This window comes from Gordonia sp. Swx-4 (genome assembly GCF_030316175.1).
Lineage (GTDB): Bacteria > Actinomycetota > Actinomycetes > Mycobacteriales > Mycobacteriaceae > Gordonia > Gordonia alkanivorans.
The window spans coordinates 3,514,154-3,539,477 of sequence record NZ_CP128197.1; the positions used below are offsets into that span (position 1 = coordinate 3,514,154).

A 25,324-nucleotide genomic window follows, 5' to 3' on the forward strand; every position below is an offset into this window, starting at 1 on the left:
AGGCGTGACCGGCAGACCGGGCCGGCCCCGACATTCCGCGGTCCTGCGACGTACGATCCTCGCGGAGGTCGGGTCTCCGAGAGTGTCGCGTCTCCCGCGATCACACAGACCCGTCCACTGTGCTGTTCCGATACTCAAGGCGTAGACTTTCATTTTCGGCCGACAGCGGAGACCAGGCCACAGGAGGCAGAGCAGTGACGAGCACGCAGAAGACGCCGGACACGATCACCGACCCGGTGGATTGGGCACGCCACTATTGGGAACAGCAGAAGCTCGACGGGGACGAGCAGCGCTTCCTGACGCTGACTTCCTTGCTGCGTTACCAGCGCATCGTCGCCGACGAGGTCGAAACCGAGCTGAAGAAGCACGGTCTCAACATGACCGACTATCTGCTCCTGATGACACTGCAACTATCCGAACACGGCACCCGTCTGATCTCCAGCCTGGCGCGCAACCTCATGGTGCACGCAACCACCGCGACGCTGGCGACCGACCGACTGGAGGCTCGCAAGCTCCTCGAGCGCAGCCCCCACCCCACCGACCGTCGTGCCACCTGCGTGACGATCACCCCCCAGGGCCGAAAGATCGTAGCCGCTGCCACGCGCGGCCTGACCGGCGTCGATTTCGGGATGACCGGCAGTACTCCGAAAGACGTCAAACGGCTCCGCGACGCGCTGACCGCCATGCGACAGGGCGCCGGGGACGCCTGAGAACCCGGGTGTGAAGCTCAGAAGGTGACCCGGCCGGATCAGTGCGCGCCCAGCGCGCACAGCAAGTCACCGCCTCGACACCGGAACCGGCCCGGTCGGTCCGCCGGGCTTCGTCTGGTGGCGGTGATCGTCGTGGCCGTCACCATCGCCGGCTGCGGCGGCGCCGGACCGGAGAGTCCCAGGCGCAGTGCGTCCTCGGCCCCGGTCTCGACGCCGTCCGTCGGGCCACCGGTCACCGACGTCACCCCGGCCGGTCTGGCCGACGCGGTCACCCTCGACCGCGTCATGGGGCACGTCCGAGCCTTCCAGCAGATCGCGGACAACCACGGCGGGACCCGCGCGTCGGGTACCCCCGGCTACGACGCCTCGGTCGACTACGTAGCCGGACTACTGCGCGGCGCCGGGTTCGAGGTCACGACGCCGGAGTTCAGCTACAAGCGCTACGACCTCGAGTCGGTGAAGTTCTCCGCCGACGGCCGCGACGTGAAGGGACACGTGCTCGAGTACTCGGTCGGGACCCGCGAGCCGGTCACCGCGAAACCGGTGACCGTCGCCGCTGCGGGGTGCGCACCCGCCGACTTCCCGGCCGACGTGCGCGGGGCCTTCGCGGTGATCACCCGTGGTGACTGCACCTTCACGGACAAGGCCCGCCACGCTCAGTCGGCGGGAGCGGTCGGAGTCGTCATCGTGAACAACGAGGACGGGCCGCCGTTCGGGTTGACCCTCGGCACCGAAGACGTGCCGGACATACCCGTTCTCGCAGTGTCACGCGACGACGCCGACCAGGTGCGCGAGGCCGAGCAACTGCGGCTGGAGGTCGACGCGGAGACCACCCCGATCACGACCCGCAACATCATCGCCGAGACCCGCACCGGGACGCCCGACGACGTCGTGATGGCGGGCGCCCACCTCGACAGCGTCGTCGTAGGACCAGGCATGAACGACAACGCGAGCGGCAGTTCGGCGGTCCTCGAGACGGCGTTGCGCCTCGGGTCGTCACCCCGGGTCCCCCACCGGATGCGCTTCGCGTTCTGGGGCGGCGAGGAGGACGGTCTGGTCGGCTCCCGCGAGTACGTCGGCGGTCTCGACGCCGCCGGACGACGCGCCCTCGCGCTGTATCTGAACTTCGACATGCTCGCCTCCCCCAACGGCGGGTACTTCACCTACGACGGCGACGACTCCGAACGCAACGGCGCCGCGGCGGGTCCCGCCGGCTCCGACGGCATCGAACGCGTCTTCGCGAAGTTCTATGCCGACCGGGGAATCCAGCTGGGCGCGGCCGATTTCGACGGTCGATCCGACTACGGTCCGTTCATCGCGGTCGGTATACCGGCCGGCGGCGTAGCAACCGGGGCCGAGCGGAAGAAGAGCGAGAAGGAAGCCGAGATGTGGGGCGGAGAGGCCGGGGTGGCCTTCGATCCGAACTATCACAGCCCCCGCGACACGATCGACAACATCAACACCGATCTGCTGGCCGTCAACGCCGCCGCGGTCGCCCACGCGGTGGCCGCCTACGCTCTCGCGACGAACGGTCCCGACGGCGTTCCGTCGGTCGAACGGCGGCAACGGACCGAAGGCTGACTCCGCCGTCACTGATTGAAAACCATTTCCGTTAGAATGGCGGCAGTGCTGTGACGCGAGCGTTCCGGGAGGAGTGACATGTCGGCTGAACCCATCAAGGGATCCGGGCAGTTCGGCGCGTCCGGACCGGCCGACGACTCCGACGCCGCCGCACGGGAAGCCGCCGCCGATCTGTTGCGGGCTCTCGCCTCCCCCACCCGCGTCGCGATCGTGCTCTCTCTGCGTGAGCGCGTCCAGTGTGTGCACGAACTCGTCGGCCACCTCGGTCTGAGCCAGCCGCTCGTCAGCCAGCACCTTCGCGTCCTCAAGGACGCCGGCGTCGTCCGCGGCCATCGCAACGGTCGCGAGATCACCTACGAACTGCTCGACGACCACGTCGCCCACATCGTCGTGGACGCCCTGGTCCACGCGAACGAGACCAACCGAGGCCCGTCGGTGGTGTCCGAATGACCGGCGTCGAGGCATCCGGCCCGCAGCCGGTCACCGGAGTCCGTTCGACGCGCCAGCGCGCGGCCATCGCCGACGCCCTCGCCGGCACCGACGACTTCTGCTCGGCCCAGGAACTCCACGAGATCCTCAAGGGCCGAGGCGAGTCCATCGGCCTGACCACCGTGTATCGCAACCTGCAGGCCCTGAGCCAGGCCGGTCAGATCGACGTCCTGTGGGACGGGTCCGGCGAAACCCGGTACCGCCACTGCTCGTCGGGACACCACCATCACCTGGTGTGCCGCAACTGCGGAACCACCGTCGAGGTGCAGGCCGACCCGGTCGAGAAGTGGGCCGCGACCATCGCCGCCGAACACGGCTTCACCGACATCAATCACACGGTCGAGGTCTTCGGCCTGTGCGCGAACTGCCAAGGGTGCCAGCGCAACTGACGCAGCGTGGAGCGACCTCAGTCCGGAAGTGCTACGTCGCCACCAGTCGCTCGGCGGCGTCGACCCCGGCGGCGAGTACGATGTGCAGGACCGTCAGCAGCGGCAGGTCGTCGAGTCGGCCCGCTGGAAATGTGTAGTACTGCAACACGTCTGTCGTGACACCGGCCGGATCGGACCGACGCAGACTCCCGAAGCTCAACTGAGCGCCGAAGGCCTCCACGTCGTCGCGCAGGGTCGGGGTGTTGGGCAGGTCCATGGCCACCATCTGGGTCACGGCGAGGACGTCGAGGCCGTCCGACAGCGTCAGCACCCGGATCGATGCACGCGTCGGACCGACCTGCACCACAACCGATTCCGCGTCGGGTCGGTCGACGGGACCGAGCTCGGCCACGATGACGGCGGTACGTTCGAGCAGTGCGGCGGCATCGGTCACGACGGGTTCACCCCACCGAAGCGACGGTCGCGGGAGGCGTACTCGAGGCACGCGTCCCACAGGTCGCGGCGGTCGAAGTCGGGGAACAGCTTCTCCTGGTAGACCATCTCGGCGTAGGCCGACTGCCACAGCAGGAAGTTCGAGATGCGCTGTTCACCCGACGGACGCAGGAACAGGTCGACGTCGGGCATGTCGGGCTCGTCGAGGTAACGCGCGAAGGTCGACTCGGTGATGCGCTCGGGATCGATCTCGCCACGTGCGGCGCGACGGGCGATCTCACGGGCGGCGTCGGCGATCTCGGCGCGGCCACCGTAGTTGACGCACATCGTCAGCGTCATCACGGTGTTGTCCTTGGTCAGTTCCTCGGCGATCTCGAGTTCGCGGATGACGCTGCGCCACAGTCGGGGTCGGCGACCCGCCCAGCGGACACGAACGCCCATCTCGTGCATCTCGTCGCGGCGCCGGCGGATGACGTCGCGGTTGAAGCCCATCAGAAAACGCACCTCTTCGGGGCTGCGCGACCAGTTCTCGGTCGAGAAGGCGTAGGCCGACAGCCATCCGACGCCCAATTCGATGCAGCCGCAGACGGTGTCCATCAGGACGGCCTCACCGCGCTTGTGTCCTTCGGTTCGCGGCAGTCCACGGTCGGTGGCCCAGCGCCCGTTGCCGTCCATCACCAGAGCCACGTGTTTGGGCACGAACTGGGCGGGAATGGCCGGGGGCCGAGCACCGCTGGGATGGGGATCCGGGGCACGAACCTCCGTACGTGGGCTCGTCGGCTTGCGTCCCTTCGACGAACTACCCGGCCGCAACGCCATCGTCGACTCTCCTCACCCCGTCGTCCACCACTGGTTCGACACCCGTTTCCATCAGCCTATGAGGCGCCGTGCGTTCGATGAGCGGCAGGGTTCGGAGCTGACGTTCGAGATGCCATTGCAGATGCGCGGCGGTGAGGCCGCTGGCCTGGCGGCGCAGGGAGTTCGACGATTCCTCCACGTGTTCCCACTGACCGCGGAACAGCGCGTCCATGAGGTCGAGCACGCCGGGCGACGGGGTGGCCGAGCCGGGTGGCCGGCAGTGCAGGCACACCGCCCCGCCGGCGGCGACGTGGAAGGCCCGGTGCGGACCGGGGTTGGCGCAGCGCGCACATTCCTCCAGCGCGGGCATCCAGCCGGCGCTGTACATGGCGCGCAGCAGGTAGGCGTCGAGGATCAGTTCCCGCGGCCGACGGTCCTCGGCCAGCGCCTGCAACGCACCCACCGTGAGGCGGTGCAGCTGGCGGGTGGGTGCGCGTTCCTCACCCGCCAGCCGCTCGGCGGTCTCGAGGACCGCGCAGGCCGTCGTGTAGCGCCCGTAATCGGCGACGATCGCGTCGGTGAGGGCGTGCAGGCTGTGCACCTGGGTGACGACGTCGAGGCTGCGACCCGGGTACAGATGCACGTCGATGTGGGCGAAGGGTTCGAGACGGGCGCCGAACTTCGACCGTGTCCGGCGCACCCCCTTGGCGACCGCGCGCACGAGCCCGTGCTCCGCGGTCAGCAGGGTGATGATGCGGTCGGCTTCGCCCAGCTTGTGCTGGCGGAGCACGACGGCCTCATCCCGGTAGAACCTCACCCGCCGATTGTCCCACCGTCCACCGACACCGCCGACCCCGACATGCCCTTCCGATACGCCCTTCGCAAGCTCGGGTCTACTCGAGCAGCAGTGGGTCAGCGCGGGCTGATGTCGAACGAGGTGAGCGGACGCAGCAGCGACCGTTTCTTCTCGACGTGGCCGCCCATCCGGTCGAGGATCGAGGTGAGCGCCTCGATGGCCTCGACGATGTACGGACCTTTGTTCAACATGACCCCCTCGGCACGGCGGCTCATCGCGGCGTCGGTGACCTCAGCACGAGACGGAACACCCTTCTTCGCCAGGCCGTCGAGAACCTGCGTGGCCCAGATGACCGGAATGTGCGCGGCCTCGCAGAGCCACAGGATCTCCTCCTGCACCTCGGCCAGCCGGCCGAACCCGACCTCCACGGCGAGGTCCCCTCGCGCGATCATCACGCCGACCGCATCCCATCGCATCGCCTCGAAGAGCATCTGCGGCAGCGATTCGAACGCGGCGCGGGTCTCGACCTTGAGCACGATCCCGACGTTCCGGGCGTCGAGGCGCTCGAGTTCGGCGATGAGGTCGGCGACATCCTCCGGCGACCGGACGAACGAGAAGTTGACCATGTCCGCGTGCGTCGCCACGAACTCGAGAGCTGCGCGGTCCTCCGGTGTCAGCGCGGGGATGTGGAGAGTGGTGTCCGGGAGGTTGACGCCCTTCTCGGCTCGCAGTTTGGTGCCCTTCGGGCCGGCGCGTTCGATGTCGACGACGATCTCGTCGTCGAACCTCTCGCGCACGCGTCCGGCGATCTTCCCGTCGTCGAACAGCACTCGGTGCCCCGGTTCGACATCGTCGAAGGCGTTCCCGAGTTCGCATCCGATCCGATGTGGTCCGACCCTGGTCGCGGGTGAGGGCGCGAGGTCACGCTGGAGTCGGATCTCGTCGCCGGTGCGGATCAGCAGATGCTGGCGCTTCTCCGGCAAATCCCCGACGACGAGAGCCTTTCCGCGGAGCCGTTTTCCCGTGATCGACGCCCCGGTCCGGTAGTAGACGGTGCGATCGCATTCGCCGTCGATCCCGGCCTCGGACACCGCGACGACGTCCAGACGTCGACGGCGACCGCGTGCGTCGCGAAGCCGGAGTCGGTCGCCCTGGCACACCGCGCCGAGGTCGTCGACCGGGATGATCGCGTCGATGCCGTCGGGCAGGGCGTGATCGGGATCGGGCGGGGTCGTACTCATCCGCACCCGTGATCGGCGTTCGACGGTCCCGTCGTCGGCTCGGACGGGTTTCACCTTCACGACCTTCGGTCCCGGCTCGAGCGGTCCGGTGCGGAGTTTGGGCCCGGCCAGATCCATCGCGACACGCACGCGCCCGGGGAGTCCGCGCACCGACTCGATCATCCGCGCCCATCCGGCGGGTCCGTCGTGGGCGCAGTTCACCCGTGCCACATCCATCCCGGCCTCGCCCATGCGTCGCACCAGATCCGGGTCGTCGGCGGCCTGGGTCGGCATCGTGACCATCACCCGGCTGGCTCGTCTACCGTGCTCGTCGCCGGGCCGGTCGGCGGTCACGTCGTCGGCCCCACCCGGGTGCACGCTGCCCAACAACTGGTCGCGGTTGGCGCCGAGAACCCGTACCCCGTCGGAGAGATCACCCCAGATCGGGTGTCTGCGTCTGCCTGCGGCGAGGGCGTCGACGGTCTCGATGACCGTCTCGATCCAGGAGTAGACGATCGATTCCATCCGGCCGAGACTCGACAACCCGTGGGCGGCCATCGACGACTGCAGCGGACGCAGATCCCGCCGTCGCACCGTGACGTAGTGCACGAGGTTGCGCGCGCTCTGCCGATGCTGTTCGGCCACCGCGGAGATCAGCGGCCCCGCGAGCTCCTCCGCACGGTCGAGCTCGTCCCGCAGGTCGTGCAAAGCGGCCGACATCTCCGCGATCGACATCTCCACCGACGTACCCATGCATCCACCGTGCCAGGTTTCCGCGCAAGGGGGCGGGGCGTAGAACCCGGTCAGCCCGCGTTGACGATCTTGTCGAGCTTCGGCGGGAGCGTCATGCCACCCGGGTAGCGGTGCCAACCCTTGCGGTCGTAGTACTTGGTGCCGAGCAGACCCAGCAGCACGCCGAGGAGCAGGCCGATGAAGCACTGGACGACCGACCGCGCGAGCCCGGCGGACAGGTCGGCGTCGAAGTACAGGACCGACCGAACGCCGAGGTAGATGACGTGCATCGGCTCGATCGCCGCGATCCACTCGAAGAACCGCGGACTCGCCTCGAGCGGCAGTGTTCCGCCCGACGACGGCAGGCCGAACACGACGAAGAACACGAGGTTGAACAGCAGGCCGGCGTTGCCGAACACGGCCATCATCGCGCTCGCGCTCACCCCGACCGCGAAGATCGCGAGGATCGAGATCAGCCACAGCACGAAGGCGTTCGGCAGTGACGTACCCACCCACGAGCCCACCGCGATGAACAGGGTCGAGAGCACCACCGAGACGAGGAACATGATGGTCCACTTGGCGGCGAGCGTCGCCCAGCGGCTGATCGCGAGACGTTCGCGGAGTTGGTAGAACGGGCCGTACTCGATGGGCGTCTGACCGAGCATGCCGTCGACGACGATGCTCACCATCATCGCGCCGGTGAAGCCGGCCAGCACCAGGAGCAGCGTGAGGTAGAACGCCGACAATCCGTTTCCGGCGCCCTGCGGCAGCGGCGTCGGCTCCGACACCGAGACAGCGACCGGACTCGCCAGCGCGAGCTGAGCGGCACCGGTGAACGTGACGTCGTTGCGGTCGAGCTGCTCGCGCACCTGCGCGGTCAGCTGCTGCCCGACCTCGGCGTTGACCCGCGTGGTCACCTGCTCGGCGAACGTCGTGGTGATCGACGACGCGAAGGCGCCGGACCCGCGGTTGATGAAGATGTCGATGGCGGGGCGCGTCGGCTGCGCCGGGAGCACCGTCGAACGTCCCAGCGCGACTGCACGATTGGTGAAGTTCGAACCGATGATGACGACGCCGTACACCTTGCCGCTGTTCAGTTCGCCGAGAGCGGTCGACCGATCGGTGCGCCGGACGACGATGCCGTTGTCGGCGGCCGAGGAGATGATGCCGTCGGCGACCTGATCGCCGAAGTTCTGCTCGGTGGCCTTGCCGTCGGCGCCGGTCACCTCGCCGCCGGAGTCCTCGTTGACGAGGGCGATCGGGAAGTCGTGGAGGTGGCGCTGCGGGTCGACGACGGCCGACATGTACAGCGCGGCCATGAGCGAGAACAGCACCGCGACGAGGATCAGCGGAGCGAGCCAGAACCGGGGCGATCCGAGCACCCCGGCGATGGTCCGTCCGGTCGGTTCCTCGACCTCCGGCGCCTCGTGCGCTCCGCGACCTGTGTCGGAGGTCTCCTGCGACTCGTGCGTTCCCATCGACGTACCTCCCCCGCGGCCCTTGTCCGCGAGGACGGTGCCGTCAATCTTCTCGTCTAGAAGCCCAGTCGGCGGAGCTGCTTGGGGTCGCGTTGCCAGTCCTTCGCGACCTTCACGTGCAGATCCAGGTAGACCTTGGTCCCCAGCAACCGCTCGATCTGTGCGCGCGCAACTGTACCGACCTCTTTCAGGCGCGCTCCCTTGCGCCCGATGATGATGCCCTTCTGGCTGTCCCGCTCGACGAAGAGCACCGCGTGGACGTCGACCATCGGCGGCTGGTCCGGTCGCCGGTCCTCGCGGTCGATGACCTCCTCGATCACCACGGCGAGCGAATGCGGCAGCTCGTCGTGGACGCCCTCGAGCGCGGCCTCGCGGATGAACTCGGCCATGAGGACCTGCTCGGGTTCGTCGGTGAGCTCACCGTCGGGATAGAACGCCGGGCCCTCTTCCATGAGGCTGACGAGCAGGTCGCTCAGGACGTCGAGTTGCTTGCCCGACTTGGCCGACACGGGCACCACCTCGGCGTCGGGGCCGAGGAGTTCGGAGAGCGCCATGAGCTGTTTGGCGACCTGTTCGGGGCCGACCCGGTCGATCTTGGTGACGACGCCGAGAAGCGTGGTGCGCGGAGCCATCTCGCGGACCTGCGAGATGATCCAGCGGTCGCCGGGGCCGATCGCCTCGTCGGCCGGGATGCAGACGCCGATCACGTCGACCTCGGAGTACGTGTCGCGGACCAGCTCGTTGAGCCGCTTGCCGAGCAGGGTGCGCGGCCGGTGCAGTCCCGGGGTGTCGACGAGGATGAGCTGCGCGTCGGGCCGGTTGACGATGCCGCGGATGGTGTGGCGTGTGGTCTGCGGCCGGTTGGAGGTGATCGCGATCTTCTCCCCCACCAACGCGTTGGTGAGCGTCGACTTGCCGGTGTTGGGGCGGCCGACGAAACAGACGAAGCCGGAACGGAACTCGGGGGCGGACTCAGACATCGGCGCCGCCGAGTCGCTGCTGCGGCCGGCCGGCGGCATCGGTGACGTACGTGTAGGCCTGCGGGCTCAGTTCGTGCAGGGTCGCGAGACCGGGATCGTCGGAGTCGCCGTTGACGAGCACCGCCGCTTCGAAGGCGGTGGCCCCACTCGAGATCGCCGAGGCGACCGCGACCTGCAGGCCGCTGAGCGTGAGGGTCTTGGTGCGGACCTCGGCGCCCGCATAGGTGCGACCGTCGCCGTCACGAACGGCTGCTCCGGAACGCGCCTCGGCACGCGCGAGTGCTCCGCGTGCGAGCACCACGAGCTTCTGATCCTCGTCGGCGAGGGTCTCGGTCACTGATTCATCCTTGCTGTCGGTTGCTCGTGGTTGTTGCGGTGGGCCTCGTCCTCGTGTTCGCGGGCCGCGGTGCGGTCATGGCGACCCTGCCGGCCGGAATGCCCTCGACCACCGGAGGATTCGTGGCGCTGCGAATCCTGGCCGTCGGCACCGGACCCGGGGACGCGCGTGACGAGGACCGTGATGATGCGTTGGCGTCCCTTGCGATTGGGACCGCCCTCGGCCACGAGCTGCAGGCCGTGTGACTTGACCCGGGCCCCGGGCAGCGGGACCCGGCCGAGTTCGAGCGCGACGAGTCCGCCGACCGTCTCGACCTCTTCCTCCTCGATCTCGACGTCGAACAGCTCGCCGAGATCCTCGACAGGAAGGCGCGCCGACACACGGTACGATCCGTCGCCGAGATCCTCGACGGGTGCGAGTTCGTCGGTGTCGTATTCGTCGGTGATCTCGCCGACGATCTCCTCGAGGACGTCCTCGATCGTCACCAGCCCGGCGATGCCGCCGTACTCGTCGACGAGGATCGCCATGTGGTTGCGCGTGAGCTGCATGTCGGCGAGAACCTTGTCGAGCGGCTTGGAATCCGGGATGAACTCCGCGTCGCGCATGATGTCGGAGACGCGCAGCGTGGTCGGGTCGGTCCGCGTGGCGACCGTCCGCTGGACCATGTCCTTGAGGTAGACGATCCCCAGCACGTCGTCGGTGTTCTCGCCGATGACCGGGATACGCGAATGCCCCGACCGTGTCGCGAGATTGGTGGCCTGCAGGACGTTCTTGTCGGCCTCGATCCAGACCATCTCCGGCCGCGGCACCATGACCTCGCGTGCGCTGGTGTCGCCGAGATCGAAGACCGAGTGGATCATCCGGCGCTCGTCGGCGGCCACCACACCCCGCGCCTCGGCGAGGTCGACGACCTCGCGCAGCTCGATCTCGGTGGCGAACGGGCCGTTTCGGAAGCCGCGGCCCGGGGTCAGGGCGTTACCGATGAGGATCAGCAGGCGGGTCACCGGCTTCAGCAGGATGCCCAGCGCCGACAACAGGTACGACGTCGACAGCGCGATCGTGTACGCGTGCTGGCGGCCGAGGGTGCGCGGCCCGACGCCCATGGCGACATAGGAGATGACCGTCATGGCGGTGATCGCCACGACGAGACCCCAACCGACGCCGAGCCATCGGGTCGCCGCCACGGCGATCAGTGCGGCGGCCGCGGCCTCGCAGGCCACTCGCAGCAGGACCACGAGCCCGAGGTAGGTGGCGCGGGAGTCGAGGATGATCGCGAGGCGGCGTGCGCCGGCCCGACCTTCCCGGACCATGTCGTCGACGCGGGCGTTGGAGACAGTCGAGACCGCGGTGTCGACTGCGGCGAACAAACCGCCGAGCCCGATCAGTACGACTGCGGCCACGATGAACCAATAGTCGGAGGGCACGCTCAGTCCTCCTCGGACCGTCCGGTCGTCCCCGCGTCCCCGGACCCCGCTTCGGTTCCGGTGAATCCGATGTTGGACAGCAGCCGCGAATCACGGTCGGTCTGGCGCTGATCCTGCGCGCGCCGGTGCCGGTCGGCGTAGAAGGCGTCGAGGATCTCGTTCTGCAGCCCGAACATCTCGCGCTCTTCCTCGGGCTCGGCGTGGTCGTAGCCGAGGAGATGGAGCACGCCGTGGATGGTGAGCATCGCGAGTTCGTGCTCGAAGGAGCGCCGCGCTTCGCGAGCCTGCTTCCGGGCGAACTCGGGACACAGCACGATGTCGCCGAGGATCGCCGGACCGAGATCGGTGGCGTCGGGACGGCCGCCCGGGACGAGCTCGTCCATCGGGAAGCTCATCACATCGGTGGGTCCGGGAAGATCCATCCACTGCACGTGCATGTCGGCCATGGTGTCCTCGTCGACGCAGAGGACCGACAGCAGCGCGCCGGGGTTCACGTCCATCGCGTTCACCGCGAACCGCGCGGCGTCGATGATCAGCTCGGCCGGGACCTCGACCCCGGACTCGTTGGCCAGTTCGATGCTCATGAGCGACGCCCCTGAGAAGCCGCACGACGCGCCGCGCGGTTGCCGCCGATCGCGGCGTCGATGCGTGCACCGGTGCGCTGATTCTCCTCCGCGCGACCGTAGGCGTCGACGATGTCGGCGACCAGGCGGTGCCGGACGACGTCCTGGCTGGTGAGCCGGGAGAAGTGGATGTCGTCGATGCCCTCGAGGATCGCGGTCGCCGCCATCAGGCCGCTCTTCGCACCGCCCGGGAGGTCGACCTGGGTCACGTCACCGGTGACGACCACCTTGGAGCCGAAGCCCAGGCGCGTCAGGAACATCTTCATCTGCTCGCTCGTCGTGTTCTGCGCCTCGTCGAGGATGATGAAGGCGTCGTTGAGCGTGCGGCCGCGCATGTAGGCCAGCGGAGCCACCTCGATGACCCCGGCTGCCATCAGCTTCGGGATCGCCTCGGGGTCCATCATGTCGTGCAGGGCGTCGTACAACGGACGCAGATACGGGTCGATCTTCTCGCTCAGCGTGCCCGGCAGGAAGCCCAGGCGTTCGCCGGCCTCGACGGCCGGGCGGGTGAGGATGATGCGGTTGACCGACTTCGACTGCAGGGCCTGCACGGCCTTGGCCATCGCGAGATAGGTCTTGCCGGTGCCGGCCGGACCCAGCCCGAACACGATGGTGTTGTCGTCGATGGCGTCGACGTAGTGTTTCTGGTTCAGCGTCTTGGGCCGGATCGTCTTGCCGCGGCGCGAGAGGATGTCCAGCGACAGCACCTCGGCGGGCGATTCCTGGCCGCCGTCGGAGAGCATCGACACGCTGTGCCGGACGAGGTCCGGGGTCAGCGGGGTGCCACGTCCGACGAGGTCGGTGAGTTCGGCGATGACGCGTTCGGAGGCGGCGACATCGGCGGGCTCGCCGGTCAACGTCACCTGGTTGCCGCGCACGTGGATGTCGGCGGGAAGCAGCTGCTCGAGCGTCCGAAGGTTGACGTCACTGGCGCCGAGCAGCCCGAACACCACTCCGGGAGAGACTTCGACGGTGGATGTGACCCCAGACCGGCGCGGCTGCGTTCGGCTGGATTGCCCGCTCGGGTCGGGGTTGTCGTCACTCACGTATGAAATCACTCCTGGTGGTCTGCGGTTGTGGCCTGCGGGCGTCCGTCACTTCGCAGTGAGGATTCACTGAAGGAAACGCGCAGTTGTGTGGTCAGTGTATCGCTATGCAACGGCCGATCAGCAGGCAATATTTCCTGACCGTCTCAGCCCTCGACTGCCGGTTGGCCCATCGACGCCAACCGGCGCAGGGCCCGACCATCGACCAGCTCTGCGCGAGCCTCGGGGTTGAAGGCGTAGTAGTCGATGAAGTCGAGGATTGGCACGGCTCCGACGGCGAAGAGATCTGCGGTGACTCGAACGGATCGCTGAGCTTGCATATACCCAGGAGAAAAAGGGCCCCGGTAGAAGATCTCCACGCCGGCCCGTGCCCGATCCTTCAGGAAGATGTCGATCTCCGGGTTCTTGCCGTCCGCACGCGGAACGATGTCCGCAACATCGTCCCACTTGACCGTTTGCTTCAACCGAAACCCAGTGACGTCCAAACCGGCAGTCGAAACCTCGATGCACGGATATCGCAGCAGTCCCATCGCGAACCAGGCGAGGGCAATCACGGAGTAGGCGGCAATCGCGGCTGTGACCCAGGGGAAGATCAGCGCTTGCCCCGGGCTCATCGGAAAATCGAACTGCCCCAGCCACATACCGACAGCGAACAGGCCGGACGAAACCGCGATCAGCGTCAAAGACCCTCGATACGCCATCCGAAGTCGACGCGATGTCGCGAACCTGATCCCGCCCGGTATCGAATCAGCCGCCCCTGGAGCTGCGGTGGACCGAGCACGGTTCTTCAGCACGAGCCCTGACGCACAGAGCACTGCTGCGCAAGTAGCAGACGCGCAAATATAGAACGCTGCGTCCGAATAGCGACCGTCAGCCAGCGATCTCGTCAGGTGCCACAGCCAGAAAAGTCCGAGAGCTCCAAAGATGATCAGGGCGACGCATGTCCATCGGGTTTGTCTGCGAATCCTGTCCCATTCCGGCACGGCCTGATCATCAGTCATAACAGACAGCCCTTCCCAATTCCGAGCCAAGAAATCCGAACAACCAAGACCCTGCGACAGTGCCGAGTCCAGCCGCCGCTACATCGACGACGGGGATGGGCACCATGCCGCCCGCAGCTCCTAGCGCAGTGCCACCGACGGCGCTAGCCAACCCCGAGATCGCCGCCTGGCACTTCTGATCTGGTTCGTCCACAGTCGCCACGTCATAGAGCGCGAGGCCGACTCCTAAGCCATAGCCCCCGAACTTCGCACCCGCTTTGATGTTCTGGAACTGGTTCTTCGACAGAGTAGGGAGCTCCTTCTTTAGCGCGTTGTCGCTATGTTCGTCGGCCCCTGCCAAGACTCCGCCAACTGTTGTCAACGCCGGGTGTGAAAAGAAACTACTATCCAGCGGTTGCGCTTCCTCGGATACTCCGTTCGCCAGGACCTCACCACTGATGGCCCGTCCGTCTTCGCCGTAGAGCACCGAGACCAACGTTTTGTCGGCATACCTTGTCGACACCATGGTCCGGCCATTGAGCCAATCCGTCGCACTGGTACTCCACACGAGTTCTCCTCTCGGGTCGTACCGTTCCTCCGTCCAAAGCACCCCGCGGGACTGACCGATTTCGGTCCTGACCACTCGGCTTCCGTCTTGCATGATCAGCGTCGTGAATTCTTGGCCGTCCGAATCCACACCCGTGGTTGTCTCGGCCACCGTCACCGATGCATCTGCTTCGGATACGGAACGCTGATAAAGCTTCCCGGGTAGCGTAGCCGGGTCAGGAACGTCGTCTTCAGGCTCCATGAGCCAGGGGGCCACCTGAGGTATCGAAGATGATCGCATCTCGAAACCCGCACTGTGAGCGGCACTCTGCAGACTTTCGGACACCGAATCATCCGCCTGACCCATCGCCGTCACCAGAGGGTTCAACTGCTCCTGCAGATTGTCCCTTTCCGCGAAGAGTTCCTTTGCACGTACGCGAGTCATCGGCATCGGACGAAGTGTGATGGCCCAATGGTCATGAACCAGGAAAAGTTTGCTGCCCTCGACCTCGGCAACCTTGCCCATGAGCTTGTCCTCAGCAGAGGTCAACGTCCAATACCCCTGAGTCAAGGAATCGACGAGACGGTCAGCCAGCTTCCCGATCTCTCCCGTTTGGCCTCGTGCACGCCCGAACGCAGCTGTCGCTGCGGCGTGGCCCGGGCCGTCCCAGGCGCGGACGGCTGGTAGCGCCTCGCACGAGCTTTCGATGTCGCGACCGGCCTTCTCGATGGCGGCACCCCTGGTTCTCACCGTGTCCGCAGCAGCCGTGATGGGCCCGAAATTCCAACCCGTCAATCGGGCGCGCGAAGGGATCATGGTTTGAAGGAGGCATCGATCTTGGACTTCAGATCATCATCTGTCATCTCGTAATTGCCCGCAGCTCCCCTGGCTGCACCCGCCAACTCGTCGAAGCTCTGGGAGACAGCGCCGACGAGTGGTGCCACGAACTCATCAACTGCGCGGGCACTCCACTCAGATGCTGAACCGTGCATCTCGGAGAACGCGCCCAGGACCATCCCGGCGAGCGTGTTTGCTTCGACCGCATCCGCTGCACCCGACGTTTTGTCGGAGAGTCCACGTAAGACATCTGGATTTACAAGCACGAGCCCCCACCACTTCGTGTACGTAAGTCGACCGTCAGCGTCTCAGTATGCCCATCGATCGGACATACCGGTCGGTCAGATCCCCAGGACCCGAATCGTCTGCCGCGCGCAACCGGTGCGCGGCTCGACGAACGCCTGGTGACCCTCGCCCGGTACGACGATCAGTTCGGCCGACTGCCCGCGGGCGATCGCGTCGTCGACGTACCGGCGGCTCACCACGTCGGGCACGAGGTCGTCGTCGTCACCGGTGATCGCGACGACGTGCGCGTCGAAGACCGGCGCGAGCATGGGCGATGCCTCTTCGTAGCGGCGCGGTGACTCGCTGTACGGGCGGCCCATCAGGGCGCGCAGGGATTCCTTGTCTGCCGCGGAGACGGTGTCGAGGACCGCTGCCTGGGCCACGACGGTGGTGATGGTGGTCGAGGCGGTACGTGCGCCGAGCTTGCCGACGGCCCACACTGCGAGCTGGCCTCCGGCCGAATGCCCGACGACGCCCACCGAGGAGAAGTCGATCGCGCGGAGGTCGACGTCCTGTTCTTGCAGCGCATCGCGCACCGAGCCGTCGAGGGCCCGGATCGCCTCGACCACGTCGCGCCCGGTGTTCGGCCAGCCGCCGCCCGGTTCCCCGACGCGGCGGTACTCGATGTTCCACACGACCGCACCGCGTTCGGCCATCGTGCGGGCGACTGCGGTCTGGATCGTCGAACCGTACTCCACCGACCACGAGCCGCCGTGGACGAGCACGACCACCCGGGCCGGCGTCGCGGGGTCGAGGCCGTCACGCGGGAGGTATACGTGGCCGAATTGGGAAGGCTCGGTGCCGTATTCGATCTTGGTGCGTCGTACGGCGCAGCGTCGGACGGTACTCATCGCGACCACCGTCCGGTCAGCACACCGATCGCACCCAGCGCGACCGCGGCCGCCGTCGAGGTACGCAGCACCTCCGGGCCGAGCACCACCGAATGGGCACCGAGCGCGGTCAGGTCGGCGACCTCGGCGTCGTCGAGTCCGCCTTCGGGACCGACGACGAGCACGATCTCGCTCGCATCGGCGAGCGGCAGTTCGGCGAGGGGCCGCGCCGCCTCCTCGTGCAGCACGGCGACCACACCACCGGCGGCGACCGCGTCGGCGCACCGCGCGCGGACATCGATGGTGGTGGCGAGGTCGGTGACCTCGGGAATCCAGGGTCGGCGGCTCTGCTTGGCGGCAGCCGACGCCGCGGCCCGCCACTTGGCAACGCCCTTGTCCGCCTTGCCCGTCCACCGTGCGACACAGCGCATCGCCTGCCAGGGCACGATCACGTCGATGCCGGCCTCGGTCGCGAGATCGACGGCCAGCTCAGACCGTTCGGACTTCGGCAAGGCCTGCACAAGGGTCACCTGCGGGGCGGGACGCGCCTGGAAGGAGAACTCACGCACCGACGCGACGAGGGTGTCCTTGCCGGTGATCTCCCGGATCTCGCATCCGGCCACCGATCCCGCGCCGTCGCCGACGAGGATGCGCTCCCCCACCCCGAGGCGCGCGACCGTCACCGCATGCCGGCCCTCCGGCCCGCTGAGGATGAGGTCGGCACCCGGGGCAGGGACGGAGTCCGCCCAGAAAAGCGGTGGGCTCACTTGCCTGCGAATGCGTTGCGCAGTCGTGAGAAGAGTCCGCCCGGGGCGGCCGCGGCCGACGTGTTGACCACCTCGATCTCGTCCTGCGCCACCTTCTTGAGCTTCTTGAGCGCGTCGGTCTGGGCACTGTCGAGCTTGGTCGGCACCACCACGTCGAGATGGACGTGCAGGTTTCCGCGGACACCCGAGCTGACGTGCGGCATACCCTGGCCGCGCAGCTTGACCACCTGGCCGGGCTGCGTGCCCGGGTCGATCTTGACGGTGACGGGATCGCCGAGAATGGTCTCGACGTCGAACTCGGCACCGAGCGCGGCGTCGACCATCGGGACCTTCAGGGTGCAGTGCAGGTCGTCCTTGTCGCGCAAGAAGACCTCGTGCGGCCGCTCGGTGACCTCGACGTAGAGGTCGCCGGCCGGACCGCCGCCGGGGCCGACCTCGCCCTGGCCGCTGAGCCGGACGCGCATGCCGCTCTCGATGCCGGCCGGGATGCGGACGGTCATGGTGCGACGCGAACGCACGCGACCGTCGCCGCCGCACTTGTGGCAGGGATCGGGGATGACCTCGCCGACGCCGTGGCAGGTCGGGCACTCGCGGACGGTCATGACCTGACCGAGGAACGAGCGCTGCACCGACTGGATCTCGCCGGCACCGTGGCAGGTGTCGCAGGCGACCGGTTTGCTGTCGCCGTTGGTTCCCGACCCGGTGCACGCGTCGCACAGGATCGCGGTGTCGACGGTGATCTCCTTGTTGACGCCCTGGGCGCACTCGGCGAGATCGAGCTTGAGGTTGACGAGCGCGGGCTCACCCGGCTGGACGCGCGAGCGGGGACCGCGTCCCGACCCGAAACCGCCGCCACCGCCGAAGGCGCCGCCGTTGCCGAAGAAGGCTTCGAAGACGTCGCCGAATCCGCCGCCTCCGCCGCCGAATCCGCCGAACCCCCCGGCACCCGCACCCGCGAGGGGGTCGCCACCGGCGTCGACGATGCGGCGCTTCTCCGGATCGGTCAGCACCTCGTACGCGGTGCTGACCTCCTTGAACTCGTCCTCCATGCCCGGGTTGACGTCGGGATGCAGTTCGCGTGCCTTCTTGCGGTAGGCGCGCTTGAGCTCCTGGTCACTGGCACCCTTCGCCACACCCAGGATTGCGTAATAGTCACGTGCCACGGTTGTAGTGATCCTTCGGTCTCAGTTGGTGCCCACGCGGTGCGCGCCATCGGTGTGGACGCACGTCCGCGCGGTACGCAGTGGAACCACTCGATTCTGCCGTCGACCGGTTGGGGCCCTCACCTGACGTCCGTCGCCGGGGCGGCGGTCATCGTTCGGCGAGCACCTCACCGATGTATTTGGCAACGGCTGCGACCGACGCGATGGTTCCCGGATAGTCCATCCGTGTGGGGCCGAGCACACCGACGCCGCCGAACACGGTTCCCGATGCACCGTACCCTGTGGACACCACCGAGGTCCCACGCAGGTTCTCGGTCTGCGTCTCCTCTCCGATCTGCACTGTGACCTGGCCCATGTCCTGTGTCGTGGCGAGGATCTTGAGCACGACGACCTGCTCCTCGAGCGCTTCGAGGACGGTGTCCATGCCGCCGACGACCGGCGTGAAGTCGCTCGCCGACCGCGCCAGGTTGGAGGTGCCGCCGAGCACCAGCCGGTCGTCGCCGCGTTCGACGAGGGTCTCGACGAGAACGGTGGCGATGCTGAGGACCGCACCCCGGATGTCGTCGGGTGCCGAGTTGGCGAGCTCGGCCACCGCCGCCGACGCCTCGGCGAGCCGTTTGCCGTGCAGCGCCGCGGAGAACATGTCACGCAGACGACTGATGTCCTCTTCGTCGTGGTCCTCGTTCAGCGCGACCATCCGCTGTTCGACACGGCCGTTGTCGACGATCACGACGAGCAGCAACCGCGACCGGGAGAGCGAGACGACCTCGAGATGCCGGACGCGGGCCGCCGACAGCACCGGGTACTGGATGACGGCCACCTGGCGGGTCAGCTGGGCCAGCAGCTTCACCGAGCGTCGCAGCACGTCGTCGAGGTCGACGCCGGAGTCGAGCACCGACAGGATGGCGCGACGTTCCGCCGACGAGAGCGGCTTGATCTCGCTGATGCGGTCCACGAACATCCGGTAGCCCTTGTCCGTGGGGACTCGACCCGAGCTGGTGTGCGGCTGGGTGATGTACCCCTCGGCCTCGAGTACCGCCATGTCGTTGCGGACGGTCGCACTCGACACCCCGAGCTGATGCCGTTCGACGAGTGCCTTCGACCCGATGGGCTCTTGCGATTCGACGTAGTCGGTCACGATCGCGCGGAGGATCTCGAATCGACGGTCATCCGTTGTGGACACGCGGTACACCTCCTGATCCGAGTCCCGGTCCATGGGGTTGGGCCATAGAGTTGGGTACGTCCCATACTGGGTACGTCCATACTACGAAACCGGCGCGGAGTCACATGATCTTCAAGGGGGTGCGGGAGGGCAGGCCCTATCCCGACCACAAGCTGTCGACGCGTGGCTGGGCCAAGATCCCACCGCGACAGCTGCGACTCGACCAGCTGATCACGCTCACCAAGGTGCTGGCCCTGGACAAGCTGCTCAGCGAGGACTCGACGTTCTACGGCGACCTCTTCGCGCACGTCGTCCGCTGGGAGGGCGACCTCTACCTCGAGGACGGACTCCACCGCGCGGTGCGCTCGGCACTGCGGAACCGCAACATCATCCACGCCCGCACCCTCGATCTCGACGCCCTCGACCTCTCCGAGGGCGCGCGCCCCCTCGAGGAGCAGCTCGACGACACCGCCGAGATCCCGGCCCGTCCCCGCATCGTCGACGTCCCGCCCGAACCGGTCCGTCCGCCGCGTGGCGCTCCCGAAACCCCTGGCGGTGGTGGGGCTCATCGTCGAGGCGCCCGGTCGACCGGCTGGACGAGCCCGTCGCGCCCCGAGCGGCCCTGGTAGTCCGCGGCTCAGCCCCAGAGCACGCGGCGGATCACACCGTCGGCGAGAAGCCGGCCGGCGTCGGTGAGGACATAGGCACCGCCCGTCGAGCCGAGCAGGCCGTCGGCGCAGAGCTTTTCGGCGTTCGCACGTTCGGCGTCGTCGAGGAGGTCGTTCGGCAGTCCGGTCCGGAGTCGGGTGGTGAGCATGACCGCCTCCATGTGGCGGTCCTCGGCGGTGAGCTGTTCCGACGACGCCGCGGGCAACACGCCTTCTCCGAGCGTCTGCGCATAGCGCGCCGGATGCTTCACGTTCCACCAGCGCACCCCGTTGACGTGCGAGTGCGCGCCCGGGCCGATCCCCCACCAGTCCGAGCTGTTCCAGTAGGCGAGATTGTGGCGGCACGCACCAGCGTCGTCGAGCGCCCAGTTCGACACCTCGTACCAGCCGAAACCGTTGGCACCCAACCGATCATCGAGGATCTTGTAGCGGTCGGCGAGCACGTCGTCGTCGGGTGCGGGCATCTCGCCGCGCCGGATTCGACGCGCCAGCGCGGTGCCGTCCTCGACGATCAGCGCGTACGCCGACACGTGGTCGACGCCCGCGGACAGCACGGCGTCGAGGGTGGTGTGCAGGTCGGCGTCCGTCTCGCCGGGGGTGCCGTAGATGAGGTCGAGGTTGACGTGGTCGAAGCCGGCCGCCCGGGCCTCCTGCGCCGCGGCGACCGCGCGTCCCGGCGTGTGCACCCGGTCGAGGACCTTGAGCACGTGCTGGGCGGCGGACTGCATGCCGAGCGAGATGCGGGTGAACCCGGCCCCGCGCAGCTGCTCGAAGAACGCCGGCGACGTCGACTCCGGGTTCGACTCGGTGGTGACCTCGGCGTCGGGGGCGAGGTCGAAGTTGGCGCGCACCGCGTCGAGCAGCCGGGTGAGTCCGTCGGCGCCGAGGAGAGACGGCGTACCGCCGCCGACGAAGATCGTCGACACCTTCCGGGTCGGCGCCAGCAGCCGTGCCGCCGACTCCAGTTCCGCGGCGACCGCCTCCTGCCAGGACTCCGGCGACGACGTCGAGCCGAGCTCCCCCGCGGTGTAGGTGTTGAAGTCGCAGTAGCCACAGCGGGTCGCGCAGAACGGGACGTGCAGGTACAGGCCGAACGGCACGTCGGGGTCGACGTCTCGGCACGCCCCGTCGATGAGCTGCGCGGTGAGCTCGGGGGTGGCTGCTTCGATGTCGACCTTCACCGTTCCATCATGACGACCTCGACGTCAGCACCGAAATCGCCGGATCGACCGGGGCGGACAACGCCGCGGCTCAGGCCGGGAACAACCACGACGCGTTTCCTCGACCGACTCGAGGTGAGACCTTCGGTCGCGCCGGCGCAGAGGCGTTTCCATCATCATGATGGAAAATAACCCCAAGTAGACGAGGCGATGGAGATCGTGGCACTATGGACCTCGTGATTTTCCCAGGGGTGTGGCTCGCAGCGCGTCGCCACATTGATCTCAAGCGCGTCAACAGCGCTTTCTGTCGCATCTAGCGACGTCTCGGCCCCGATTGATCCCTGCATCCCAGGGATGCCGGCACGTTTCAGCCCACTTTTTCGTGCAATGAACGCCGGCCCTGTGCGCCGGCACAGGAGATTTCATGACGTCCACAACCGACGCCCCTGCTGCTGTCCCCAGCACGGACTCACAGCCTGATGCCGTCAACCCCGCTGCTGCAGGAGAGGCCGGCACCGAGAAGCGCGCTCGTCCCGCACGCAAGGCACGCCCGGCCAAGCGCCGCGCCGAAGGTCAGTGGAAGCTCGGCTACCGCGAGCCGCTGAACCCCAACGAGCAGGTCAAGAAGGACGACAACCCCCTCAACGTCCGCGCCCGCATCGAGAACATCTACTCCAAGCAGGGCTTCGACTCGATCGACAAGCAGGACCTGCGCGGTCGGATGCGCTGGTGGGGCCTCTACACACAGCGCGCCGAGGGTTACGACGGCACCTGGACCGGCGACGAGAACATCGACATCCTCGAAGACAAGCACTTCATGATGCGCGTGCGTTGCGACGCCGGCGCACTCAACGTCGCGCAGCTGCGCACGCTCGGCGAACTCTCCACCGAGTTCGCCCGCGACACCGCCGACCTCTCCGACCGCGAGAACGTCCAGTACCACTGGATCCGCATCGAGGACGTCCCGACGATCTGGGAGCGCCTCGAAGGCGTCGGCCTCAAGACCACCGAGGCCTGCGGCGACTGCCCCCGCGTCGTGCTGGGTTCGCCGCTCGCCGGTGAATCCTTCGACGAGGTCCTCGACCCCACCCCGGCCATCGACGAGATCGTCCGCCGCTACATCGGCGACCCGAAGTACTCGAACCTGCCGCGCAAGTTCAAGACCGCGATCTCCGGCCAGCAGGACGTGGTCCACGAGATCAACGATGTCGCCTTCGTCGGCGTCGTCCACCCCGAACACGGCCCGGGCCTCGATCTCTGGGTCGGCGGAGGCCTGTCCACCAACCCGATGCTCGCCCAGCGCGTCGGCGCCTGGGTCCCGCTCGACGAGGTGCCCGACGTGTGGGAGGCCGTGGTCTCGATCTTCCGCGACTACGGATATCGCCGCCTCCGCGCCAAGGCACGCCTGAAGTTCCTCATCAAGGACTGGGGCATCGAGAAGTTCCGTCAGGTCCTCGAGGACGAGTACCTCGGCCGCAAGCTGATCGACGGCCCGGCTCCGGTGCAGCCCGAACGCCCGATCGACCACATCGGTGTGCAGAAGCTGCGCAACGGACTCAACGCGATCGGCTTCTCCCCCATCGCCGGTCGCGTGTCGGGCACGATCCTGACCAAGACCGCCGAGGCCGTCGCCGCCGTCGGTTCCGACCGCGTGCGCTTCACCCCGTACCAGAAGCTGATCGTCCTCGACGTCCCCGACGACAAGGTCGAGTGGCTCATCGACGAGCTCAAGCCGCTCGGCCTGCACGGCCGGCCGACGCAGTGGCGCCGGAACCTGCTGGCGTGCAGCGGTATCGAGTTCTGCAAGCTCTCGTTCACGGAGACCCGCAAGCGTTCACAGGTTCTCGCGCCGGAACTCGACGAGCGGCTCGCCGACATCAACTCGAACCTCGACGTGCCGATCACCGTGAACATCAACGGCTGCCCCAACTCCTGCGGACGGTCGCAGATCGCCGACATCGGGTTCAAGGGACAGCTCGTCGAGGACGCCGACGGCAACCAGACCGACGGCTTCCAGGTCCACCTGGGCGGCAGCCTCGGCCTGGACTCCGGTTTCGGTCGCAAGCTGCGCCAGCACAAGGTGCTCGGCACCGAGCTCGGCGACTACATCGAGCGCGTGGTCCGCAACTTCGTGGACCAGCGCGAAGAGGGTGAACGGTTCGCGCAGTGGGCCGTTCGCGCCGACGAGGAGGCTCTCCGATGACCATCAGCACCCCGGCACCGGCCACCGGCCGCCGCCACAGCGAGGACGAACTCCGGGCGATCGCGGCGAAGGGCGCGGCCGACCTCGGTCCCGACGCCACCCCGGAGGAACTGATCCGGTGGACCGCGGAGACCTTCGGCACCAACTTCGTCGTCGCGTCGAACATGCAGGACGCCGCCCTCGTCGACCTCGCGGTGAAGAACATCGACCGCGACCTGCTCGACGGGGAGCCGGTCAAGGTCTTGTTCCTCGACACGGGATATCACTTCGCCGAGACCATCGGCACCCGTGACGCCGTCGAACAGGTGTATGGGGTTCGGATGGTCAACCTCAACCCCGAGCACACCGTCGCCGAACAGGATGAACTGTTGGGCCGCAACCTCTTCGCGCGCGATCCCGGCGAATGCTGCCGCATGCGCAAGGTCGTGCCGCTCAAGGCGGGCCTTGCCGGTTACGACGCCTGGATCACCGGCATCCGCCGCGTGGAGGCGCCGACCCGGGCCAACGCGCCGCTCATCTCGTTCGACGAGGGCTTCGGGCTGGTCAAGATCAACCCGATCGCAGCGTGGTCCGACGAGACGATGCAGGACTACATCGACTCCAACGGCGTGCTCGTCAACCCGTTGGTCGACGAAGGCTACCCCTCCATCGGCTGTGCACCGTGCACCGCCAAACCCGAACCCGGATCCGATCCGCGCAGTGGCCGCTGGGCCGGTCGCGCCAAGACAGAATGTGGGCTCCACGCATGACCGTCACCGAACCAATCCGCGATACCACCGTCTCCGCCGAGGCCGACGACTTCACCACCCTCGACGCCCTCGAATCCGAGGCCATCCACGTCTTCCGTGAGGTGGCAGGCGAATTCGAGCGCCCGGTGATCCTCTTCTCCGGCGGCAAGGATTCGACCGTCCTCCTCCACGTCGCACTGAAGGCGTTCTGGCCTGCGCCGCTGCCGTTCTCGCTGCTGCACGTCGACACCGGGCACAACCTGCCCGAGGTCCTCGAGTTCCGCGACGACGTCGTCGACCGTCACAACCTGCGCCTGCACGTCGCCAAGGTCGAGGATTACCTCGCCGACGGCCGGCTCACCGAGCGCCCCGACGGCGTCCGCAACCCGCTGCAGACCATCCCGCTGCTCGATGCCATCACCGAGAACCGCTTCGACGCGGTCTTCGGCGGCGGTCGCCGCGACGAGGAGCGCTCGCGCGCCAAGGAGCGGATCTTCTCGCTGCGCAACGCCTTCGGCCAGTGGGACCCGAAGCGTCAGCGTCCCGAGCTGTGGAACCTCTACAACGGCCGTCACGCCCCGGGTGAGCACGTGCGTGTGTTCCCGCTGTCGAACTGGACCGAGCTCGACATCTGGCGCTACATCGCCCGCGAGCAGGTTCTGCTCCCCTCGATCTACTACGCCCACGAACGTGACGTCTTCCTGCGGGACGGCATGTGGATGACCCCCGGCGTCTGGGGCGGACCGCGCGAAGGTGAAGAGCTGCAGCGTCTCTCGGTGCGCTACCGCACCGTCGGCGACGGCTCGTCGACCGGCGCGGTGCTCTCCGAAGCCGCCGACAACGAGGCCGTGCTCGACGAGGTGGCCGCGTCGCGGCTGACCGAGCGCGGCGCCACCCGTGGCGACGACCGGGTCTCCGAGGCCGCCATGGAAGACCGCAAGCGCGAAGGATATTTCTGA

General features: G+C 67.6%; 26 protein-coding genes. 8 read left to right on the forward strand and 18 right to left on the reverse strand.

Translation table 11 applies throughout. The annotated features are described in order from the left end of the window. The first annotated feature begins 194 nt into the window (after nucleotides 1-194). The 4 genes from PWF70_RS16020 (at nucleotide 195) to PWF70_RS16035 (ending at nucleotide 3,169) form a co-directional block, all read left to right on the forward strand. The gene (locus PWF70_RS16020) at nucleotides 195-710 is read left to right on the forward strand and encodes a MarR family winged helix-turn-helix transcriptional regulator (RefSeq protein ID WP_006356733.1); all 516 of its coding nucleotides are present in this window, start codon (nucleotides 195-197) and stop codon (nucleotides 708-710) included. Between the two features lie 123 nt (nucleotides 711-833). Then, on the forward strand, nucleotides 834-2,291 hold the full coding sequence (locus PWF70_RS16025; protein ID WP_414625826.1) for a M28 family peptidase: 1,458 nt from the start codon (nucleotides 834-836) through the stop codon (nucleotides 2,289-2,291). Between the two features lie 78 nt (nucleotides 2,292-2,369). Continuing rightward, nucleotides 2,370-2,741, forward strand: a complete 372-nt coding sequence (locus tag PWF70_RS16030) for an ArsR/SmtB family transcription factor (RefSeq protein ID WP_006356731.1) — start codon at nucleotides 2,370-2,372, stop codon at nucleotides 2,739-2,741. Further along, nucleotides 2,738-3,169 (forward strand): Fur family transcriptional regulator, encoded by a 432-nt coding sequence (locus tag PWF70_RS16035; RefSeq protein ID WP_005199285.1) that lies wholly within the window; start codon nucleotides 2,738-2,740, stop codon nucleotides 3,167-3,169. The genes PWF70_RS16030 and PWF70_RS16035 overlap by 4 nt, the downstream gene beginning before the upstream one ends. 31 nt (nucleotides 3,170-3,200) lie before the next feature. Here the strand turns inward: PWF70_RS16035 and PWF70_RS16040 are convergent, their stop codons facing one another. The 17 genes from PWF70_RS16040 to hrcA form a co-directional block, all read right to left on the reverse strand. After that, entirely contained in the window at nucleotides 3,201-3,602 is a 402-nt protein-coding gene (locus PWF70_RS16040; protein WP_006356730.1) for a hypothetical protein, read from the reverse strand. Next, on the reverse strand, nucleotides 3,599-4,420 hold the full coding sequence (locus tag PWF70_RS16045) for an isoprenyl transferase (RefSeq protein WP_006356729.1): 822 nt from the start codon (nucleotides 4,418-4,420) through the stop codon (nucleotides 3,599-3,601). Before PWF70_RS16045 ends, PWF70_RS16040 begins: the two co-directional genes overlap by 4 nt. Further along, complete coding sequence (recO, locus tag PWF70_RS16050) at nucleotides 4,401-5,216, reverse strand: DNA repair protein RecO (RefSeq protein ID WP_035751313.1); 816 nt, start codon at nucleotides 5,214-5,216, stop codon at nucleotides 4,401-4,403. Before recO ends, PWF70_RS16045 begins: the two co-directional genes overlap by 20 nt. Nucleotides 5,217-5,311: 95 nt before the next feature. After that, nucleotides 5,312-7,168 (reverse strand): pyruvate kinase, encoded by a 1,857-nt coding sequence (locus PWF70_RS16055; RefSeq protein ID WP_006356727.1) that lies wholly within the window; start codon nucleotides 7,166-7,168, stop codon nucleotides 5,312-5,314. 50 nt (nucleotides 7,169-7,218) lie between these two features. Then, complete coding sequence (locus tag PWF70_RS16060) at nucleotides 7,219-8,625, reverse strand: YhgE/Pip domain-containing protein (RefSeq protein ID WP_155225401.1); 1,407 nt, start codon at nucleotides 8,623-8,625, stop codon at nucleotides 7,219-7,221. A 56-nt stretch (nucleotides 8,626-8,681) separates the two neighbouring features. Further along, complete coding sequence (era, locus tag PWF70_RS16065; RefSeq protein WP_006356725.1) at nucleotides 8,682-9,605, reverse strand: GTPase Era; 924 nt, start codon at nucleotides 9,603-9,605, stop codon at nucleotides 8,682-8,684. Continuing rightward, on the reverse strand, nucleotides 9,598-9,942 hold the full coding sequence (locus tag PWF70_RS16070; RefSeq protein ID WP_006356724.1) for a cytidine deaminase-like protein: 345 nt from the start codon (nucleotides 9,940-9,942) through the stop codon (nucleotides 9,598-9,600). The genes era and PWF70_RS16070 overlap by 8 nt, the downstream gene beginning before the upstream one ends. Beyond that, a complete protein-coding gene (locus PWF70_RS16075) occupies nucleotides 9,939-11,366 on the reverse strand; it encodes a hemolysin family protein (protein WP_006356723.1) in 1,428 nt (475 codons plus the stop codon). Before PWF70_RS16075 ends, PWF70_RS16070 begins: the two co-directional genes overlap by 4 nt. Before the next feature lie 2 nt (nucleotides 11,367-11,368). Continuing rightward, nucleotides 11,369-11,950, reverse strand: a complete 582-nt coding sequence (gene ybeY / locus PWF70_RS16080) for an rRNA maturation RNase YbeY (RefSeq protein WP_006356722.1) — start codon at nucleotides 11,948-11,950, stop codon at nucleotides 11,369-11,371. Next, on the reverse strand, nucleotides 11,947-13,035 hold the full coding sequence (locus PWF70_RS16085) for a PhoH family protein (RefSeq protein ID WP_040003882.1): 1,089 nt from the start codon (nucleotides 13,033-13,035) through the stop codon (nucleotides 11,947-11,949). Before PWF70_RS16085 ends, ybeY begins: the two co-directional genes overlap by 4 nt. 146 nt (nucleotides 13,036-13,181) lie before the next feature. Then, entirely contained in the window at nucleotides 13,182-13,718 is a 537-nt protein-coding gene (locus PWF70_RS16090) for a hypothetical protein (protein WP_231498879.1), read from the reverse strand. 310 nt (nucleotides 13,719-14,028) lie between these two features. Continuing rightward, nucleotides 14,029-15,087, reverse strand: a complete 1,059-nt coding sequence (locus PWF70_RS16095) for a hypothetical protein (protein ID WP_232283126.1) — start codon at nucleotides 15,085-15,087, stop codon at nucleotides 14,029-14,031. Nucleotides 15,088-15,374: 287 nt separating this feature from the next. Beyond that, a complete protein-coding gene (locus PWF70_RS16100; protein WP_081790116.1) occupies nucleotides 15,375-15,665 on the reverse strand; it encodes a type VII secretion target in 291 nt (96 codons plus the stop codon). A 75-nt stretch (nucleotides 15,666-15,740) separates the two neighbouring features. Further along, nucleotides 15,741-16,535 (reverse strand): alpha/beta hydrolase family protein, encoded by a 795-nt coding sequence (locus PWF70_RS16105; RefSeq protein ID WP_006359132.1) that lies wholly within the window; start codon nucleotides 16,533-16,535, stop codon nucleotides 15,741-15,743. Continuing rightward, nucleotides 16,532-17,281 carry a 16S rRNA (uracil(1498)-N(3))-methyltransferase gene (locus tag PWF70_RS16110; protein WP_006359133.1) on the reverse strand — a complete coding sequence of 250 codons (750 nt, stop codon included), beginning with the start codon at nucleotides 17,279-17,281 and terminating at the stop codon, nucleotides 16,532-16,534. The genes PWF70_RS16105 and PWF70_RS16110 overlap by 4 nt, the downstream gene beginning before the upstream one ends. Next, nucleotides 17,278-18,444, reverse strand: coding sequence for a molecular chaperone DnaJ (gene dnaJ, locus PWF70_RS16115; RefSeq protein WP_006359134.1), 1,167 nt, complete (start codon nucleotides 18,442-18,444; stop codon nucleotides 17,278-17,280). The genes PWF70_RS16110 and dnaJ overlap by 4 nt, the downstream gene beginning before the upstream one ends. A 148-nt stretch (nucleotides 18,445-18,592) precedes the next feature. Then, entirely contained in the window at nucleotides 18,593-19,627 is a 1,035-nt protein-coding gene (gene hrcA / locus PWF70_RS16120) for a heat-inducible transcriptional repressor HrcA (RefSeq protein WP_006359135.1), read from the reverse strand. 104 nt (nucleotides 19,628-19,731) lie between these two features. On the opposite strand from hrcA, the gene PWF70_RS16125 reads away from it, so the two are divergent. After that, nucleotides 19,732-20,235: a type II toxin-antitoxin system VapB family antitoxin gene (locus PWF70_RS16125; protein ID WP_006359136.1), complete on the forward strand. Its 504-nt coding sequence runs from the start codon at nucleotides 19,732-19,734 to the stop codon at nucleotides 20,233-20,235. A gap of 8 nt (nucleotides 20,236-20,243) precedes the next feature. On the opposite strand, the gene hemW is transcribed toward PWF70_RS16125, so the two are convergent. Further along, nucleotides 20,244-21,455 (reverse strand): radical SAM family heme chaperone HemW, encoded by a 1,212-nt coding sequence (gene hemW, locus PWF70_RS16130; protein ID WP_035751310.1) that lies wholly within the window; start codon nucleotides 21,453-21,455, stop codon nucleotides 20,244-20,246. A gap of 403 nt (nucleotides 21,456-21,858) precedes the next feature. Here hemW and PWF70_RS16135 point away from each other — a divergent pair, with 403 nt between their 5' ends. Genes PWF70_RS16135 through cysD form a run of 3 tightly spaced genes read left to right on the forward strand, consistent with a single transcriptional unit; the run spans nucleotide 21,859 to nucleotide 25,324 of the window. Further along, a complete protein-coding gene (locus tag PWF70_RS16135; protein WP_035751309.1) occupies nucleotides 21,859-23,637 on the forward strand; it encodes a nitrite/sulfite reductase in 1,779 nt (592 codons plus the stop codon). After that, on the forward strand, nucleotides 23,634-24,386 hold the full coding sequence (locus PWF70_RS16140; protein ID WP_035751308.1) for a phosphoadenylyl-sulfate reductase: 753 nt from the start codon (nucleotides 23,634-23,636) through the stop codon (nucleotides 24,384-24,386). The genes PWF70_RS16135 and PWF70_RS16140 overlap by 4 nt, the downstream gene beginning before the upstream one ends. Then, the gene (gene cysD / locus PWF70_RS16145) at nucleotides 24,368-25,324 is read left to right on the forward strand and encodes a sulfate adenylyltransferase subunit CysD (RefSeq protein ID WP_372512896.1); all 957 of its coding nucleotides are present in this window, start codon (nucleotides 24,368-24,370) and stop codon (nucleotides 25,322-25,324) included. The genes PWF70_RS16140 and cysD overlap by 19 nt, the downstream gene beginning before the upstream one ends.